We start from the raw sequence: 15,539 nt of genomic DNA, 5'->3' as shown, positions 1-15,539 counted from the left end.
GCACCCTTCCCGACCCGGCCCCGCGTCGGCTACTTCGTTGTGTCGACGGCGATGAAGGCGACCGTGCCGCTGCCCTGGGCGCTGCTCACGCCCTTGCTGGAGCACTGGCTGATGTCCGAGGTGGGAGCGGCCTTTCCGGCGATCCGCTTGCCCTTGAGCTTCCCTTCAGTGACCTCGCCGACCAGCATCATGTCGCCGGGGTTGTACGAGGCGATCCCGTCGAGATTGGGGCGGACCGTGGAGGTGCCGAGCGTCTGGCCCTGGGCATCCTTCCAGGTGACGGTGCCCGTGCCGGCGACGTTCTGGACGCCCGTGCAGGACGCCTGCCCGGTGCCCTTGAAGGTGGCCGTCCCCGAGCGGATGTTGGGGAAGCTCCCGTCGGGAGAGGCGCAGCCGGTGAGCGTCACGGTGCCCTTGGCGGTCACCGCGCGGGCCTCCTTGCCCACCGCGGGGTCGGCGGTGATCGGCTGGCCGCCGGTGCTCACCGCGCAGGTCAGGACGGTGTGGCCGCCGGGCTGCTTCGGTGAGGGATCGGCGACCGGCCTGGTGCTCTGGCCGCTGCCGCCGGACGCGCCCTGGGCGACCGACGGGACGACCGTCAGGGCCAGGCCGGCCACACCCGCAGCGGCGCCGACACCGCAGGCCAGGTAGACGCGCGATCGAGAAAGGTTCATGGACATCCCCCCGAGACGATTGCTGTCGGTAATCTACTTATCACAATCAGTAACGGGAAGGTCTATGGCTCGATGCGGGTCGCCCGACGCGATCTGGCATCAGACGCGCTCGTAGTACGTGAACTTTCCTCGGCCGCCATGCTGTCGCACATAGCCGTGCTCGCGTAGGCCACGGAGAGCCTTGCGGATGTTCGGTGCCGTGAGATCGAGCATGTCAACGAGCTGTGCGACGGTGAGAGCCCCTTGTGTGAGGGCGTCAAGGACGCGTGACTCGGTAGCGTTCAACGGGTCGGCTGCCGCGGTGGGGACGATGGGCCGGTGCAGGATGGCGACAAACCGGATGCCCGCGTCGATGTAATGAGCGGGAGGCAGACGCGCCTCCTCGAGCGCCGCGCCCACCGTAGGAATGCCGCTGGCGAGCGCCTCGATGACTCGGCCACCGCTGAAGGGGGAACGCACATTCTGGCAAATGGCGACAAGCCGTGCGTTGCGCGCAGACGTGACCGCTTCTTTGCCCAGACGATCGACCGTTATGCCATAAAGCCCTCCGGGATTCGCGATCACAAGACGATCCCGGCGAAGCCTGATTTCCACGGCCATTCCCGCTGACCAGTGATCGAGATCGCGGTGTATCAGCGCGTTGGCGACCAGTTCACGGAAGGCGACAAGCGGATAGACAGGCAGGTCCCGTACGGTGCCGTCGGGCCCCGCCACGATGGCCGTATCGAAGGTTCGTCTGGCCCACTCCATGGCTGCGTCCAGCATTCGGGGAATGGGTCCGGTCAGGACGGCCTGGTTGCGTGCCCGGGAACCGGGCGGATCTCCAGGCAGCGGATCGGCGGATATCTGGATGGCGTATCGGGGGAACCACTGCTGCGGATGCGTGCCCAGAGCCAGCAGCCCGGCGACTGTGGGCCTGCCGTCGACGGCGGTTACTCCGGCGCGGCAAAGCAGTTCGTCTTCCCGGACGAAGCGCCCCAGCCCCTGCTGATCGCGCTCGCGGGCCGCTTCGATGAACGCCTTCACCAGCTCGGGGTCGAGGTCCGCCGCGGTGGCTCCCTCGACCAGGGTCCGATCGAACATAGGTGCTCGTCGTGCCGCGATGAAGGCCTGTTCTTCGATATCCGAGAGCCGGAAGTCGCCGTCATATCCTCGGAGGTAGGAGGCGCCTGTGGCTGTGACCCGGCATGGTTTGGCGGACTTGTCGCACTCGTGCACCCTCGCCACTATGACCGGAGCGCCGTACGCGATGCCGTCGTCCAAAGTCAGGCGGACAGGCGGTGTGAACGAGCGTGCTTTCGCCGCGAGGCCCTGTTTCAGCGACTGCGGGTTCGGCAGTGGAACCGGGCGGAACCCGAACCGTTCATCCAACCCGAGAATTATCGTTCCGCCGCCGGGCAGATTCGCGAGCGCACTCAGGGTGGGGGTCAGCGACTCGGGAAGTCCTCCGGCGGCCGATTTGACCTCCAGGGCCGTCGTGTCACCGCCGGCTGCCCGAAGCTCATCGACGAGGTGGCTCACGTCCGCAGGCATGCGGGAAATGTAACCAAGGGCAGTTACATTTCGTGGGTCGTCGGTTACATTTCCTGGGGCTCCCGATCACGTCAATGAGAGTGTGACGACCCGGCGGTTCGGATGTCAGATCATTGCTGTCATCACGGTCTCGACGACGTGGAAACCGAGCCTCTCGTAGACGCGGCGGGCGGGGTTGCCCTCGGTGACCACCAGGCTCAGGCCGGTCAGCCCGTCCGCACCGGCCCGGGCGAGGGTGGCCGACAGCATGAGCGCGCCGAGACCTCGCGGTGACCGGTCCGGATGCCGGAACACGTCCGCGATCCACGGTCCCCGGTCCGAGTCGTGCGCGAAAACGCCGCCCACCACCTCGCCCGGGCCCGGGGAGTCCTCCCGTACGGCGAGGACGCTGCAGGGAAGCAGGGGGCCGATCTCCTCGCCGCTCAGGAGCGGGACGAGCTCCTCGTTCAGGGCCTTATCGCGATCGCGGGGGCGGTGGTCGGGATGGCCGGGCGGGTAGGCGGCCAACCACGCGGGGAGGATCTCGGCGGGCGGCCGATCACAGGGGACGATCAGAAAGCCGTCCGGAGCGGTGCCCGCGACCGGCCGGGCCACCGGCAGATCGCACCGCATCACGTGCATGTGCCGCAGCAGCCGCGCGCCCCGGTCGAGCAGGGCCTGACCGAGCTCGGCGGGCGCGGAGACCGCCCAGCCGGGCATCCGCGCCGTGATCGCCTCGGCGGCTCCCGGGCCGGCGTCCTCGATCGCGTACGCCCAGGGGCTGCCGTCGCGGACGCCTTCCAGATAGCTGCACACCGGGACGCCGCCGGGGCCGGTCATCGTCCGCCGCTCGTCGGTCATACCGTGAGGTTCGCTCAACCCGGCCCGATCGGCAACGGCGGAGGTCACGCGTCCGCGTCGTCCCCGGCCTCCCAGCGCAGCAGGTCTCCCGGCTGACACTCGAGCGCCTCGCAGAGCGCGGCGAGCGTCGAGAAGCGCACCGCCTTGGCGCGGCCGTTCTTGAGCACCGCCAGATTGGCAGGCGTGATCCCGACGCGGTCCGCGAGCTCGCCCACGGACATCTTCCGCTTGGCCAGCAGCACGTCGATCTCGACGACGATCGGCATCAGATCACCTCGTCCAGCTCGGCCTGCATCCGCGCCGCCTCGATGTCGCGCGCGACGGCCTGGGCGAGCAGCATCCGCAGCACGAGCACGATGAGCGCGACCCCCAGCGCCGCCACGCCGGCCCCGCCCACCAGGAGGACCATGCCAGGGGGGACGGCCTCGCCCGGCGCCAGGACCGCCCCGAGCGCGAAGATCAGGATAGCGGCGGCCACGAAAGCGCCGATCACGACGTCCACCCATCGGAAGGCGGCGTGGGTGAACACCGTGTCGCGCCGCACCAGCGTCACCAGTCGCCATACGCACACCAGGACGACCTCGACCGTCACGAAGCCCAGGACCGTGATCGCGAGGAACGGCGAGCGCAGGTAGGCGTATAGAAGGAGGCAAGGCCCGTCCGCGCGAGCGATGCTCGGGAGCGCTTCCTAGACGCCCTGGGGGAGGCGGAACAGGCGGCCGGGGTCGTACGCCGCCTTGACCCGGGCCAGCCGGGCGGCGTTGGCGCCGTAATACTGCTGCCGCCAGTTCTTGAGCTCGGGATCGATGTAGTTCACGTACGCGTGGTCGCCGAAGTGCGGCCGCATGGCGGCGTGGGCGGCCCGGGCCCAGGCGGCCGCGCCGGAGAAGTGGGAGTAGTACTGCACGCTGAACAGCGCCTTGCGGTGCGGGAAGGCGGTGGCGTCGGGGCGGACCCGGGCGACGGCGCCGCCGAGCGCGTCGAGCATCACCGTGTGCCGTCCCGGCGCGGCGACCTGGGCCAGCAGCGCCTTGATCCCGGCGGACGACAGCGGCGTGTAGGCGAAGTGCGACTTGGCCGAGAACGAGTCGCGGACGAGCTTGCCGCTCGCGTTCTGCCCGGGAAGCGTGCCTGGACGGTGGCACTGGGCCACGGACATCGACGCGCAGCCCGCCTCCACCATCATCGCGTGGTCGTAGGCGGAGGTCGCGACGTAGCGGCTCGAAGGACTCGATCCGACGCGGTCGACGAGCTTCTGCAGCAGGTTCTCGCACGCCGTCCTGCCGCCGAGGTAGAGGCCGCCGACCATCACGTCGAGCGAGGGGTCGTGGTCGAGATGGCAGTTCGACCACATCGCGTCGGGCGCGGCGGGCCCCCACGCCTGCCACGCCTTCAGGACGGCCGCGGCCTTCGCCCAGGGCCAGTGCAGGAAGAACAGGGTCACAGAACGCGTCCGATGAGTCCGGAACGTGAACGACGTCGCCACGCCGAAGTTGCCGCCGCCGCCTCCCCGGGAGGCCCAGTAGAGGTCCGGGTGCGAGCTCGGCGAGCAGGTCAGCACCTTCCCGTCCGCCGTGACGACCTTCAGGGACTCCAGCGTGTCGCAGGTCAGGCCGTACTGCCGCGACACCACGCCGATGCCGCCGCCCAGCGTGAGCCCGGCCACCCCGACCGTCGGGCAGGAGCCCGCCGGGATGCTGACGCCGTGCGCGGCCAGCTTGGCGTACACGTCGACCAGGCGCGCCCCGGCGCCGACCGTGGCGTGGCCGTCCGTGTACGACACGCCGCTCATCGGCGACACGTCGACGACCAGCCCGCTGCCCGTGGACCAGCCCGCGTAGCTGTGGCCGCCCGACCGGGAGGTCACCGGCACGCCGTATCGCCGGGCGAACGCCAGGCACTCCGACACGTCCGCCGCCGTCTTGCAGTAGGCGACCCCGACGGGGCGGGCGGAGTCGAAGGCCGAGTTGAACACGCGGCGCGCGTTGTCGTACGACGCGTCGCCGGGGCGGATCAGTCTGCCGTCCAGCCCCCGCCCGAGCGCGGACCAGTCGGCGGGACGGGGACCCGCGGCGGCGAACGCCGTGCCGGAAACGGCGGCGGCCCCGGCCAGGGCGGAAACGCGAAGGAAACTCCGTCTGTCGATCATGGTCGTGCTCCCGAGGTGGTGATCTACCTCGTTGAGACGCTCATGGAACCGGTCCGGTTGGTAACAAGCCCATCACTTCGTCCCTATGCGCAGGGCCGGCGGGGCACATCTCCACGGCCTTCCGCCCCTCGCCCAGCAGCCACGCGGGCCCGGCATGCTCGATGCCGTCAAGGACGGCTCCGTCTCCTCCTCGGAGCGTTCCCACCCCTGACCGCCCGGCGCCGGCGGCCCGCGAGGGACGGTTCCGGGACGGACGCGGCCGGCAGGGTGAACGTGCCCTCCCTGCGTACGGTGTGCCAGCGCAGCCGGGCCCCCAGGACCGCGGTGGCCACCGACTGGATGACGACCAGATACATCAGCTGCCGGTAGACGAACTGCTGCAGCGGCAGCACCCACAGCACCGAGGCCCGTTCGCCGTCGAGGCGCAACGCGTACCAGCCGGTGAGCGCCTGCACCGCGACGAAGCAGGCCCACACCGCGACCACGGGCAGGGGATCGCCGACGAACAGCCCGTAGAGGGCCATGACGTCGACGACGGGGGCCAGCAGCGGCAGGACCACCTGGAACAGCGTGAGATATCCGAGGCACCGGCGGCCGAACGGACGGCGCTCCACGACCGCCCCGCGATGCTTCCAGATCGCCTGCAGCGTGCCGTAGCACCACCGGTAGCGCTGCCGCCACAACTGGCCGAGTGAGGCGGGCGCCTCGGTCCACGCGCGGGCCCGCTCCTCGTAGACCACCCGCCAGCCCTCGCGGCAGATCGCCATGGTGAGATCGGTGTCCTCGGCGAGCGTGTCCGCGCTGACGCCGCCGGCCGAGGCCACCGCCTCGCGGCGGAACGCGCCGATCGCGCCCGGCACCGTCGCCATGCAGCCGAGCAGGTCGAACGCGCGGCGGTCCAGGTTGAACCCGACGACATACTCGATGTGCTGCCAGCGGCCGATCATCCCCCGCCGGTTGCCGACCTTGGTGTTGCCGCTGACCGCACCGACGGCCGGATCGGCGAGCGGCCGTACGAGGTTGCGGATGGTCGGGGGCTCGAAGACGGTGTCGCCGTCCACCATGACCAGGACGTCGTGGGCGGCGTGGGTGATGCCGGTGGTGAGCGCCGCGGGTTTCCCGGCGTTCGGCTGCCGGATCACCCGGACCCCGGGCAGGCCGAGCGAGGCGGCGATCCGTCCCGTCCCGTCGGCCGAGCCGTCGTCCACGACGACGACCTCGACCGGGCCCGGATAGTCGGTCGCGATCAGCGACCGCACCGTCGCCTCGATCCCCGCCGCCTCGTTGTAGGCGGGGACGATCACCGAGACCGGCGGCGGGGCCGTCCAGTGGGGCGTCCCGGCGGATCTCCGGCGCGTCCTGCGGGCGTGCGCCCACGCCAGCGCGACGAAAAGGGCCAGCCGGAGCAGGGTGAGCACGCCGGCCGCGGCGAGGAACCAGCCGAGCGCCTCGACGAAGGCGAAGGACGCCCGCTGGGCGAACCCCAGCACCGTGCCGAGGACGCGCTCGTTCGGGGAGGCGGCGGTGTGCGCCGTGGGAAGCCCGACGGCCTCGGTGAGCGTGGTGGCGGTGTATCCCTTCCTCTCCAGCCGGGTGAGCAGCCGGTCGACGGCGGCCAGCGTCCGGGTGCGGTCGCCTCCCGAGTCGTGGAATATGATCACCGCGCCCTCGCCCTCGGCCGTGCGCGCGAGGGACGCCAGGACCATCTCGTCCACGGGCGGGCGGCTCCAGTCCTGGGTGTCCACGTCGGCGAACGTCACGAGATATCCCTCGTCGCCGAGCAGCCGCATCGCGGCGAGCTGCCCGTACCCGACCGCTCCCGGGCCCGAGGAGTACGGGATGCGGGCGAGGCGGGTGTGGATCCCGGCCGCCGCGGCCAGCGCCTTCTGGGTCAGGGACATCTCCACGCGGACCCGCCAGGCCGGCACCGCCGCCAGGTCGGCGTGGGTGTAGGTGTGGTTGCCGATCTCGTGCCCTTCCGCGACCAGGCGGCGGGTGAGCTCGGGATGCTCGGCGACGCGGGCCCCGAGGACGAAGAAGGTCGCCTTCGCGTGGTGCTCGCGGAGCAGGTCGAGCAGCCGGGGCGTCCAGCGCGGGTCGGGACCGTCGTCGAAGGTGAGCGCCACCCGGCGGGGCTTGGGCCGCGCGCTGAGCGGCCGGGCCCCCGAGACGTTGACCAGGGGGCCGCCCGAGCGGATCCGCTCCAGCTCGGCGGAGTCGCCGTAGTCCGCCGGGGGTGGCTGGGTCTCGCCGACGACGTTGTGCGCGTACGCGTTGAGCAGCAGCGCTCCGGTCATGAGCAGCGCGGCGATCGCGACGAGGAACCAGTGGCCGCGCGGCTCCGCCGGCCGCCGCCCGGCCGGTCCGCGCCGTCGTCTCATCGGCGCGTCACTGGGAGGTCCCGGTCGTCGGCCCGGGCTGCCGGGGAGGCGTCTGGGTGGTGCCGGGCTCCGGTGCGGGGGTCCGCGTCGCCTCCTCGGCGGGCGCCGTGGTCTGCGCGACCTCGGGCGCCGACGGCGCGGGCGTGGACTCGCCGGACGCGGAGATCAGCACATCCGGCTCCGGGACCGCGGAGGGCGTCGTGCTCGGCGTGCGTCTGCCCCCATCGGCAGGCGCGGCGGAGCGCCCTCTGCCCGCAGGTCGGCGAGTGGAGGGAGTCCGCCGCGCGGGAGCCGCCGTCGCGCCCGGCGTGCCGCTCGCCCCCGCCTCGTCCAAGGGGACATGCCTGCGCCCGGACCGCCGCGACGGCGTGGGGGAGCCCGTGGGGGAGCGTTCCATCTCCTGTTGTCCCTGTGGCTGCTGTCCCTGGGGGCCGGGCCATCCCATCGGGGGCAGTTCGGGGCCGGCCAGCGCTCCGCTCACCAGGGTGAGGGTCAGCGCGAGGACGGTGATCGCCCCGCCGACCGCGGCGGCTGTCAAGATCTTGGCCCGGCGTCCACTCTGGTCCACGAAGACGGCCGTACGCTCCGGGCGGTGATCTTCCACGACGCAGGATCGTACGCGAGTCGAAAGCAGCTTCGAGAAGTTCAGACCGTTTTGTGATCAGGCATAGCAGGATTTCCCGATGGCCGGCACCGGGACCTTCGGCCGGGGGGCGGCGTCGCCGGGGTGCCGTGCGCTTCGGACCCCTCGGCGGGGGTGGGGCTGGTTAAATGAGACAAGGTCAACCCCCAGGTCACAGGCGTATGGACTAAGTTGACGTTTGTGCCGTTATGGGGTGGTATCGGGGGCGGTGGTGCCGGGCTTTCGGTCAATGGGGACCGGAAGGAACGCGCCCACGTGGAGGAGTGGCGCATGCCTGCGACGCCGTACGGCCGGGCCGGGTCGGGGGACATCCTGCCCCCGCCGCGCAGCTTCGGCGAGGAGGGCGGGCGCCTGTCCTATGGCGGCTATCTCCGCCTCCCCGAGCTGCTCGCCCAGCAGGAGCAGCGGTCAGGGGCCAGCGACGAACTGCTGTTCATCACCGTTCACCAGGTCTACGAGCTGTGGTTCAAGCTCCTCCTGCACGAGCTGGAGCGGATCAGGGACGCGATGATCGAGGGCGCGCTCTGGCGCGCCAGGCACCTGTTCCGCCGGGTCCACGCGGTGGAGAAGGTGCTGGTCGACCAGGTCCACGTGCTGGAGACCATGACGCCGCAGGACTTCCTGCAGTTCCGGTCGGTCCTCGCCCCCGCGAGCGGCTTCCAGTCGGTGCAGTTCCGCGAGCTGGAGTTCCTCTCCGGCACCAAGGACCCGTCGTACCTCGGCCGGCTCAGGGACGCGAGCGAGGCGGAACTCGCCCGGCTCCGGCGGCGGCTCGCCGAGCCGACGCTGTGGGACGCTTTCGTCACCGCCCTCTCCCAGCGCGGCCTGCCGGTCTCCGACGAGGAGATCATGGAATCCCTGCTGGCAGTGGCCCGTGACCGGGGGTCGTACGACGATCTGTGGGACCTGGCCGAAGATCTCCTCACCCACGACGAGACGACCGCGCTCTGGCGGATGAGGCACGTGCAGATGGTGGAGCGCCAGATCGGGACGAAATCCGGTACGGGAGGCTCCTCCGGGGCACCGTACTTGAGGGGAAGAACGCGTTTGCACTTCTTTCCCCTGCTGTGGGAACTCCGGGCCTGGCTTTGAATCCTCACAAGGGAGTGAGTAGCGACATGCCGCTCGAAATGGCGCTAAGTCGGCAGGAATCGGAAGAAGCGCTGGACGAGCTTCTCCGCATCGCCGCCGAGAGGTGCGCGCACGCGCCGGGAGCGCTGCAGGTGGAGGGCGAGGACCCCCTGGCCTTCCTGAGGCGGTACTACCGCAACGTCCCGGTCGAGGACCTGGCCGACCGCGACCCGGTGGACGTGTACGGCCCCGCGATGGCCCACCGCCACCTGGCCCAGCACCGGCCGCAGGGACGCGCGCTGGTCCGCGTCTACACCCCCACGCTTGAGGAGTTCGGCTGGGACCCGGGCCGCTCGGTGGTCCAGATCGTCACCGACGACATGCCGTTCCTCGTCGACTCGGTGACGACGGAGCTGGACCGGCACGAGATCGGCACCCACCTGATCGTCCACCCGCAGATGCGGCTGCGCAGGGACATGACCGGCGAGCTGCTCGGCCCCGACAAGGAGGACATGACCGGGCAGGTCATCCGCGAGTCCTGGATGCACATCGAGATCGACCGGCAGGCCGATCACGCCGTGCTCAAGGAGCTGGAGAACGACCTGCAGCGGGTGCTGCTCGACGTGCGCTGCGCGGTCGAGGACTTCGCCAAGATGCGGGCGCTCGCCGTGCAGACCGCCGAGGACCTGGCGGTCAACCCGCCGCCGCTCGACCCCGCGCAGGTCGAGGACGGCATGGAGCTGCTGCGCTGGCTGGCCGACGGGCACTTCACGTTCCTCGGCTACCGCGAATACCGGCTGGAGGACACCGACGGCGGCGTCGCGCTGCGCGGGCTGCCCGGCACCGGGCTCGGCATCCTGCGGGCCGACAAGGCCGGATCGGCCAGCTTCGCGGCCCTGCCGCCGAAGGTGCGGGCGAAGGCGCGCGAGAAACAGCTTCTGATCGTCACCAAGGCCAACAGCCGGGCCACCGTCTACAAGCCCCACTACCTCGACTACGTCGGGATCAAGGTCTTCTCGCCCGAGGGCGAGGTGATCGGCGAGCGGCGGTTCCTCGGCCTGTTCACCCACGTGGCGTACAACGAGTCGATCTCGCGGATCCCGGTCCTGCGGCGCAAGCTCGCCGAGGTGCTGGAGCACGCCGGGCTGTCGCCCGACAGCCACGACGGCAAGGATCTGATGGAGATCCTGGAGACCTACCCGCGCACCGAGCTCTTCCAGATGCCCGTGGCCGAGCTGCTGCCCATCGCGCTCGGCGTGCTGCGGCTGCGCGAGCGCAAGCAGGTCAAGCTGTTCCTGCGCCGCGACGACTACGGCCGCTACATCTCCTGCCTGATCTTCCTGCCGCGTGACCGCTACACCACCAAGGTCCGCCTGCACATGCAGCGCATCCTGATGAAGGCGCTCGGCGGCACCTCGCTCGACTACAGCACGATGATCGGCGAGTCGGCGCTGGCCCGGCTGCACATCGTGATCCGCGGCGAGCGCGGCAAGCCGCTCGGCGAGACGCCGGTCGACCTCGATGAGCTGGAGGCGCGGCTGGCCGCCACCACCCGCACGTGGGAGGACGACCTCGCCGCCGCGATCGCCGAGCTGTGCCCGGAGGAGGACGCGCCCCGGCTGCTGCGCCGCTACGGCACCGCCTTCCCCGAGGGCTACAAGGCCGACTTCCCCGCGCGTACGGCCGTCGCCGACCTCAAGCGGCTGGAGGCGCTCGGCGAGGACCCGAACGCCATCGGCATGAACCTCTACGAGCCGTACGGCGCGGCGGAGGGGGAGCGGCGCTTCAAGCTCTACCGGCTGGGCGCGCCGATCTCGCTGTCGCGGGTGCTCCCGCTGCTGCAGCGGATGGGCGTCGAGGTGGTGGACGAGCGGCCGTACGAGGTGGACCGCGACCACGACCCCGACACCCGGGACGCCTGGATCTACGACTTCGGCCTGCGGTACACCCCCTCAGAGGAGGTGCACCGCGACGAGTTCAAGCGGCTGTTCCAGGACGCGTTCGCCGTGCTGTGGCGCGGCGAGGTGGAGAACGACGGCTTCAACGCGCTCGTGCTGGCCGGCGGGCTCACGTGGGAGCAGGCCGAGATCCTCCGGGCGTACGCCAAGTATCTGCGGCAGGCCGGCACCACGTTCAGCCAGTCGTACATAGAGAAGGTGCTGCACGGCAACGTGCGGCTGGCCCGGCTCCTGGTGCAGCTGTTCGAGGCCAGGCTCGACCCGCGGCGGCCGGACGACGGCAGGGCGGAGGTCTGCGACGCGCTGACCGAGGAGATCCTCGCCTCGCTGGACGAGGTGGCCTCGCTCGACGAGGACCGCATCCTGCGGGCCTACCTGGAGATGATCCAGGCGACGCTGCGCACCAACGTCTTCCAGGCCGCGCCCTCAGGAAAGGACGCCGAGGGGCGCGACGCCGGGGACGCGGGCAGCCAGTTCGTCACCGGCAGGCGCAAGCCGTACATCTCGCTGAAGGTCGATCCGCAGGCGATCAGCGTGCTGCCGCTGCCCCGGCCGAAGTACGAGATCTTCGTGTACTCGCCGCGGGTCGAGGGCGTGCACCTGCGCTTCGGCAAGGTCGCCCGCGGCGGCTTGCGCTGGTCGGACCGCATGGAGGACTTCCGCACGGAGATCCTCGGCCTGGTCAAGGCGCAGATGGTCAAGAACACCGTCATCGTGCCGACCGGCTCCAAGGGCGGATTCGTCGTCAAGCAGCCCCCCGCGGGCGGGCGCGACGAGTTCCTCGCCGAGGGCGTGGCCTGCTACCGCCACTTCATCTCCGGCCTGCTCGACCTCACCGACAACCTGGTCGCGGGGCAGGTCGTGCCGCCGCCCGACGTCGTGCGGCACGACGGCGACGACACCTACCTCGTGGTCGCCGCCGACAAGGGCACCGCGACGTTCTCCGACATCGCCAACGAGGTGGCCAAGGAGTACCGCTACTGGCTCGGCGACGCCTTCGCCTCCGGCGGGTCGGTCGGCTACGACCACAAGGCCATGGGCATCACCGCCAGGGGCGCCTGGGAGTCGGTCAAGTACCACTTCCGCACGCTCGGCGTGGACGTGCAGAGCACCGACTTCACCGTGGCCGGCGTCGGCGACATGTCCGGCGACGTTTTCGGCAACGGGATGCTCCTGTCGGAGCACATCCGGCTCGTGGCGGCCTTCGACCACCGGCACGTCTTCGTCGACCCCGACCCGGACGCCGCGCGGAGCTTCGCCGAGCGGCGACGGCTGTTCGAGCTGCCCAGAAGCTCCTGGGACGACTACGACAGGAAGCTCATCTCGGCGGGCGGCGGCGTGTGGCCGCGCACCGCGAAGTCGATCCCGGTCTCGCCCCAGACGCGCGCCGCGCTCGGCCTGCCGCACAACGTCACCGCGCTCGCGCCGAACGACCTGATCAGCGCGATCCTGCGGGCCCCCGTCGACCTGCTGTGGAACGGCGGCATCGGCACGTACGTCAAGGCGTCGTCGGAGACCCACGCCGACGCGGGGGACAAGGCCAACGACGCGCTGCGGATCAACGCGGCCGACCTGCGCTGCAAGGTCGTGGGCGAGGGCGGCAACCTCGGCTTCACCCAGCGCGCCCGGATCGAGTTCGCGCTGAACGGCGGGCTGATCAACACCGACTTCATCGACAACTCGGCCGGCGTGGACACCTCCGACCACGAGGTGAACATCAAGATCCTGCTCGACCAGGTCGTCCGCGACGGCGACATGACCGACAAGCAGCGCAACCAGCTCTTCCTCGACATGACCGACGAGGTGGGCAGGCTGGTGCTGGAGGACAACTACGCCCAGAACGTCGTGCTCGCGGCGGCCCGGGCGCAGGCGCCGGAGATGCTGCACATCCACGCCCGCTACCTGCGGAGGCTGGAGCGCGAGGGGCTGGTCAACCGGGAGCTGGAGTTCCTGCCGTCGGACAAGGTGCTCGCCGAGCGGCGCCAGGCCGGGCTCGGGCTCACCAACCCCGAGTTCGCGGTGCTGCTCGCTTACACCAAGCTCGTGGTGGACGCGGAGCTGCTGCAGTCGGACATCCCCGACGACCCGTCGCTGGCGTCCTGGCTGGTGTCGTACTTCCCCTCGGCCCTGCGCGACCGCTTCCGGCCGTACATGGACTCCCACCCGCTGCGCCGGGAGATCATCACCACCCGGATCGTCAACGACGTGGTGAACTTCGGCGGGACGAGCTTCGCCTACCGGTTCGGCGAGGAGACCGGCGCCTCGACGGCCGACATCGTGCGGGCCTACCTCGTGACGCGGGAGGTCTTCGACCTGCCGTCGTTCATGCGCCAGGTCGAGGAGCTGGACAACGAGGTGGACACCTCGACCCAGCTCGCCATGCTGATGGAGGGCCGCAAGCTGTCCGAGCGCGGCACCCGCTGGCTGCTCGGCAACCGCCGCCCCCCGCTCGACCTCGCCTCGACGGCCCGCTACTTCATCGAGGGCGCCGCCGGGCTGCTGCCCCACCTGCCCAAGCTGCTGACCGGCCCCGACCTGTCGGCGTACGAGGAGCGCAGGGACTCCTTCGCGGCCAGGGGTGTGCCCGGGGAACTGGCCGAGCGGGTCGCGGCGATGGTGCCGGCCTACTCCACGTTCGACCTCGTGGAGATCGCGGCGTACACCGGCCGGCCCGTGAGCGAGGTGGCCGAGGTCTACTTCGACCTGGCCGACCGGCTCCAGCTCGCCCGGCTGCGCGAGCGGGTGATCGCGCTGCCGCGCGACAGCCGGTGGAACTCGATGGCCAGGTCGGCGCTGCGCGACGACCTGTACGCCGCCCACGCGACGCTGACCAGGGACGTGCTGATCCACAGCCGGCCGGGCCTGTCGCCGGAGGAGCGGCTGGCGAGCTGGACGGAGGCCAACGAGGCCGCCGTGACGCGGGCGCGGCAGACGCTGTCGGAGATCTGGGAGAGCGACACCTTCGACCTGGCGACGCTGTCGGTGGCGCTGCGCGCGGTGCGGACGCTGGTCTCCACCAGCAACCTCCCGCACGCGGAGGCGTGACCGTGCCGGCTGATCAGCGGTTGGAGCCGCCGGTGACGATGCCCTCGTAGCCGACGACGTGCGCGGGCGCGGTGGACGCCTTGGGCGGCACCGCGCTCACGCACTGCTGGGTCTCGACGATCTGCCGCTTCTGCCGGATGAACAGGCTCTTGGTGGGGCTCAGCAGCCAGCGGGCCTCCGCGGGCACCGCCACCGGACGCCCCTCGCCGCACTTGAGCCCCTGTGGGGTGGGGGTCCAGGAGGACGTGCGGACCAGCGTGTACAGCATCATCGCGCCGCCGTCGCGCGTGCGCAGCGCGAAGATCGGATAGTTGGGGGCCGAGGCGAAGATCGACTCGTAGTTCATGCAGTCGTCGGCCTTCGCCGTCTCCTTGGTCTCGCTGATCTCGTCGTAGAAGCCCGTCGTCTGCGGACCGGGGGCGATCAGCCCGGAGGCGTAGCCCTTGGGGCCCTCCTCGGCGACCGTCGCGTGCAGCGGGCCCATCAGGTTGGGGCTGATGGCCACCGAAGCGTCGCGCGACTCCAGCGCCGTGGCGTACCCGTCCTCGTCGAGGGCGACCGTGGGCGGCGTCTGCCCGGGGTAGAGGAGGGACGCGAAGCTGTTGAGCCACCGCCCTTCCCTGCCCTGCCGTACGAACGTGAACACGCCCGTGCGGACCTCGCCTGACGCGTCGCGCCGCCGGGCGGTGGCCGCGAACCAGACGGTCGAGCGGCCGCTCTGCCGGGGCACGAGCACCGTACGGCGATCCCACGTGTAGTGGGCGGGCTTGCCCTCCCGGGAGTGGATGCCGGCGATCGTGATGGGCCGCTGGCCGTCCTGGGTGAGCAGGAGCGCCCACCGGTCGGCCCCGGCCTGCCGCAGCACGTCGTCGGTGTCCAGGAACGCGTCGAGCGCCTCGGACGCCTCCTCCAGGGTCACCGCCGGGGGACTGGGCGACGGCGACGGGCTGCCGCCGGTGCTCGGCAGGGTGGAGGTGGCCGCCGCGGGGCTGGCCGTCGGCCTGGCCGGTTCCTCGCCCGAGCAGGCGGCGACCGTACAGGTGAGGAGGGCAAGGGCCAGCGCACTTCGAACGACCCCGTTCACCCCAGCCTCCCCATGCAATCGATTCACATGGTATCGGCTTCGCCTGAGACTCTCCGGCCTCAGTCGGTGGTGAAGCGGCTCTCCCCGCCTGTGGGGGGCAGGAGAGCAGCTTCGCCGCCCAAGCCGGGCGTTCTGCTGCTCGACGGCCCGGTGTTCGACGG

Annotated in this window: 11 protein-coding genes; 2 read left to right on the top strand and 9 right to left on the bottom strand. The window is 70.9% G+C overall.

Annotation, left to right across the window (positions count from 1 at the left end):
* Positions 1-29: 29 nt before the first annotated feature.
* The 8 genes from ACIBK1_RS19735 to ACIBK1_RS19700 all read right to left on the bottom strand — a co-directional run bounded on the left by ACIBK1_RS19735 (position 30) and on the right by ACIBK1_RS19700 (position 8,181).
* Entirely contained in the window at positions 30-674 is a 645-nt protein-coding gene (locus ACIBK1_RS19735; protein WP_156080992.1) for a hypothetical protein, read from the bottom strand.
* Between the two features lie 99 nt (positions 675-773).
* Positions 774-2,207 (bottom strand): ATP-binding protein, encoded by a 1,434-nt coding sequence (locus ACIBK1_RS19730; RefSeq protein WP_396736665.1) that lies wholly within the window; start codon positions 2,205-2,207, stop codon positions 774-776.
* A 105-nt stretch (positions 2,208-2,312) separates the two neighbouring features.
* Positions 2,313-3,047 carry a GNAT family N-acetyltransferase gene (locus tag ACIBK1_RS19725; RefSeq protein ID WP_396736662.1) on the bottom strand — a complete coding sequence of 245 codons (735 nt, stop codon included), beginning with the start codon at positions 3,045-3,047 and terminating at the stop codon, positions 2,313-2,315.
* A gap of 44 nt (positions 3,048-3,091) precedes the next feature.
* A complete protein-coding gene (locus ACIBK1_RS19720) occupies positions 3,092-3,313 on the bottom strand; it encodes a helix-turn-helix domain-containing protein (protein ID WP_030509262.1) in 222 nt (73 codons plus the stop codon).
* Positions 3,313-3,639, bottom strand: coding sequence for a DUF2975 domain-containing protein (locus ACIBK1_RS19715; protein ID WP_449566886.1), 327 nt, complete (start codon positions 3,637-3,639; stop codon positions 3,313-3,315). Before ACIBK1_RS19715 ends, ACIBK1_RS19720 begins: the two co-directional genes overlap by 1 nt.
* Before the next feature lie 96 nt (positions 3,640-3,735).
* Complete coding sequence (locus ACIBK1_RS19710; RefSeq protein ID WP_396736659.1) at positions 3,736-5,196, bottom strand: FAD-binding oxidoreductase; 1,461 nt, start codon at positions 5,194-5,196, stop codon at positions 3,736-3,738.
* Positions 5,197-5,363: 167 nt separating this feature from the next.
* Complete coding sequence (locus tag ACIBK1_RS19705) at positions 5,364-7,577, bottom strand: bifunctional polysaccharide deacetylase/glycosyltransferase family 2 protein (RefSeq protein ID WP_396736656.1); 2,214 nt, start codon at positions 7,575-7,577, stop codon at positions 5,364-5,366.
* A gap of 7 nt (positions 7,578-7,584) precedes the next feature.
* On the bottom strand, positions 7,585-8,181 hold the full coding sequence (locus ACIBK1_RS19700; protein WP_396736653.1) for a hypothetical protein: 597 nt from the start codon (positions 8,179-8,181) through the stop codon (positions 7,585-7,587).
* Positions 8,182-8,490: 309 nt separating this feature from the next.
* Here ACIBK1_RS19700 and ACIBK1_RS19695 point away from each other — a divergent pair, with 309 nt between their 5' ends.
* Both ACIBK1_RS19695 and ACIBK1_RS19690 read left to right on the top strand, forming a co-directional pair.
* Positions 8,491-9,312 (top strand): tryptophan 2,3-dioxygenase family protein, encoded by an 822-nt coding sequence (locus tag ACIBK1_RS19695; protein ID WP_396736650.1) that lies wholly within the window; start codon positions 8,491-8,493, stop codon positions 9,310-9,312.
* Between the two features lie 26 nt (positions 9,313-9,338).
* Complete coding sequence (locus tag ACIBK1_RS19690; RefSeq protein WP_396736647.1) at positions 9,339-14,294, top strand: NAD-glutamate dehydrogenase; 4,956 nt, start codon at positions 9,339-9,341, stop codon at positions 14,292-14,294.
* A gap of 13 nt (positions 14,295-14,307) precedes the next feature.
* Here ACIBK1_RS19690 and ACIBK1_RS19685 read toward each other — a convergent pair whose 3' ends face one another.
* Positions 14,308-15,378 carry a hypothetical protein gene (locus tag ACIBK1_RS19685; RefSeq protein ID WP_396736644.1) on the bottom strand — a complete coding sequence of 357 codons (1,071 nt, stop codon included), beginning with the start codon at positions 15,376-15,378 and terminating at the stop codon, positions 14,308-14,310.
* Positions 15,379-15,539 lie beyond the last annotated feature (161 nt).

The sequence above is a fragment of the Microbispora rosea genome (assembly GCF_044460045.1).
Taxonomy (GTDB): Bacteria; Actinomycetota; Actinomycetes; order Streptosporangiales; family Streptosporangiaceae; genus Microbispora; species Microbispora rosea.
This window is presented reverse-complemented; position numbering and strand designations above follow the sequence as displayed.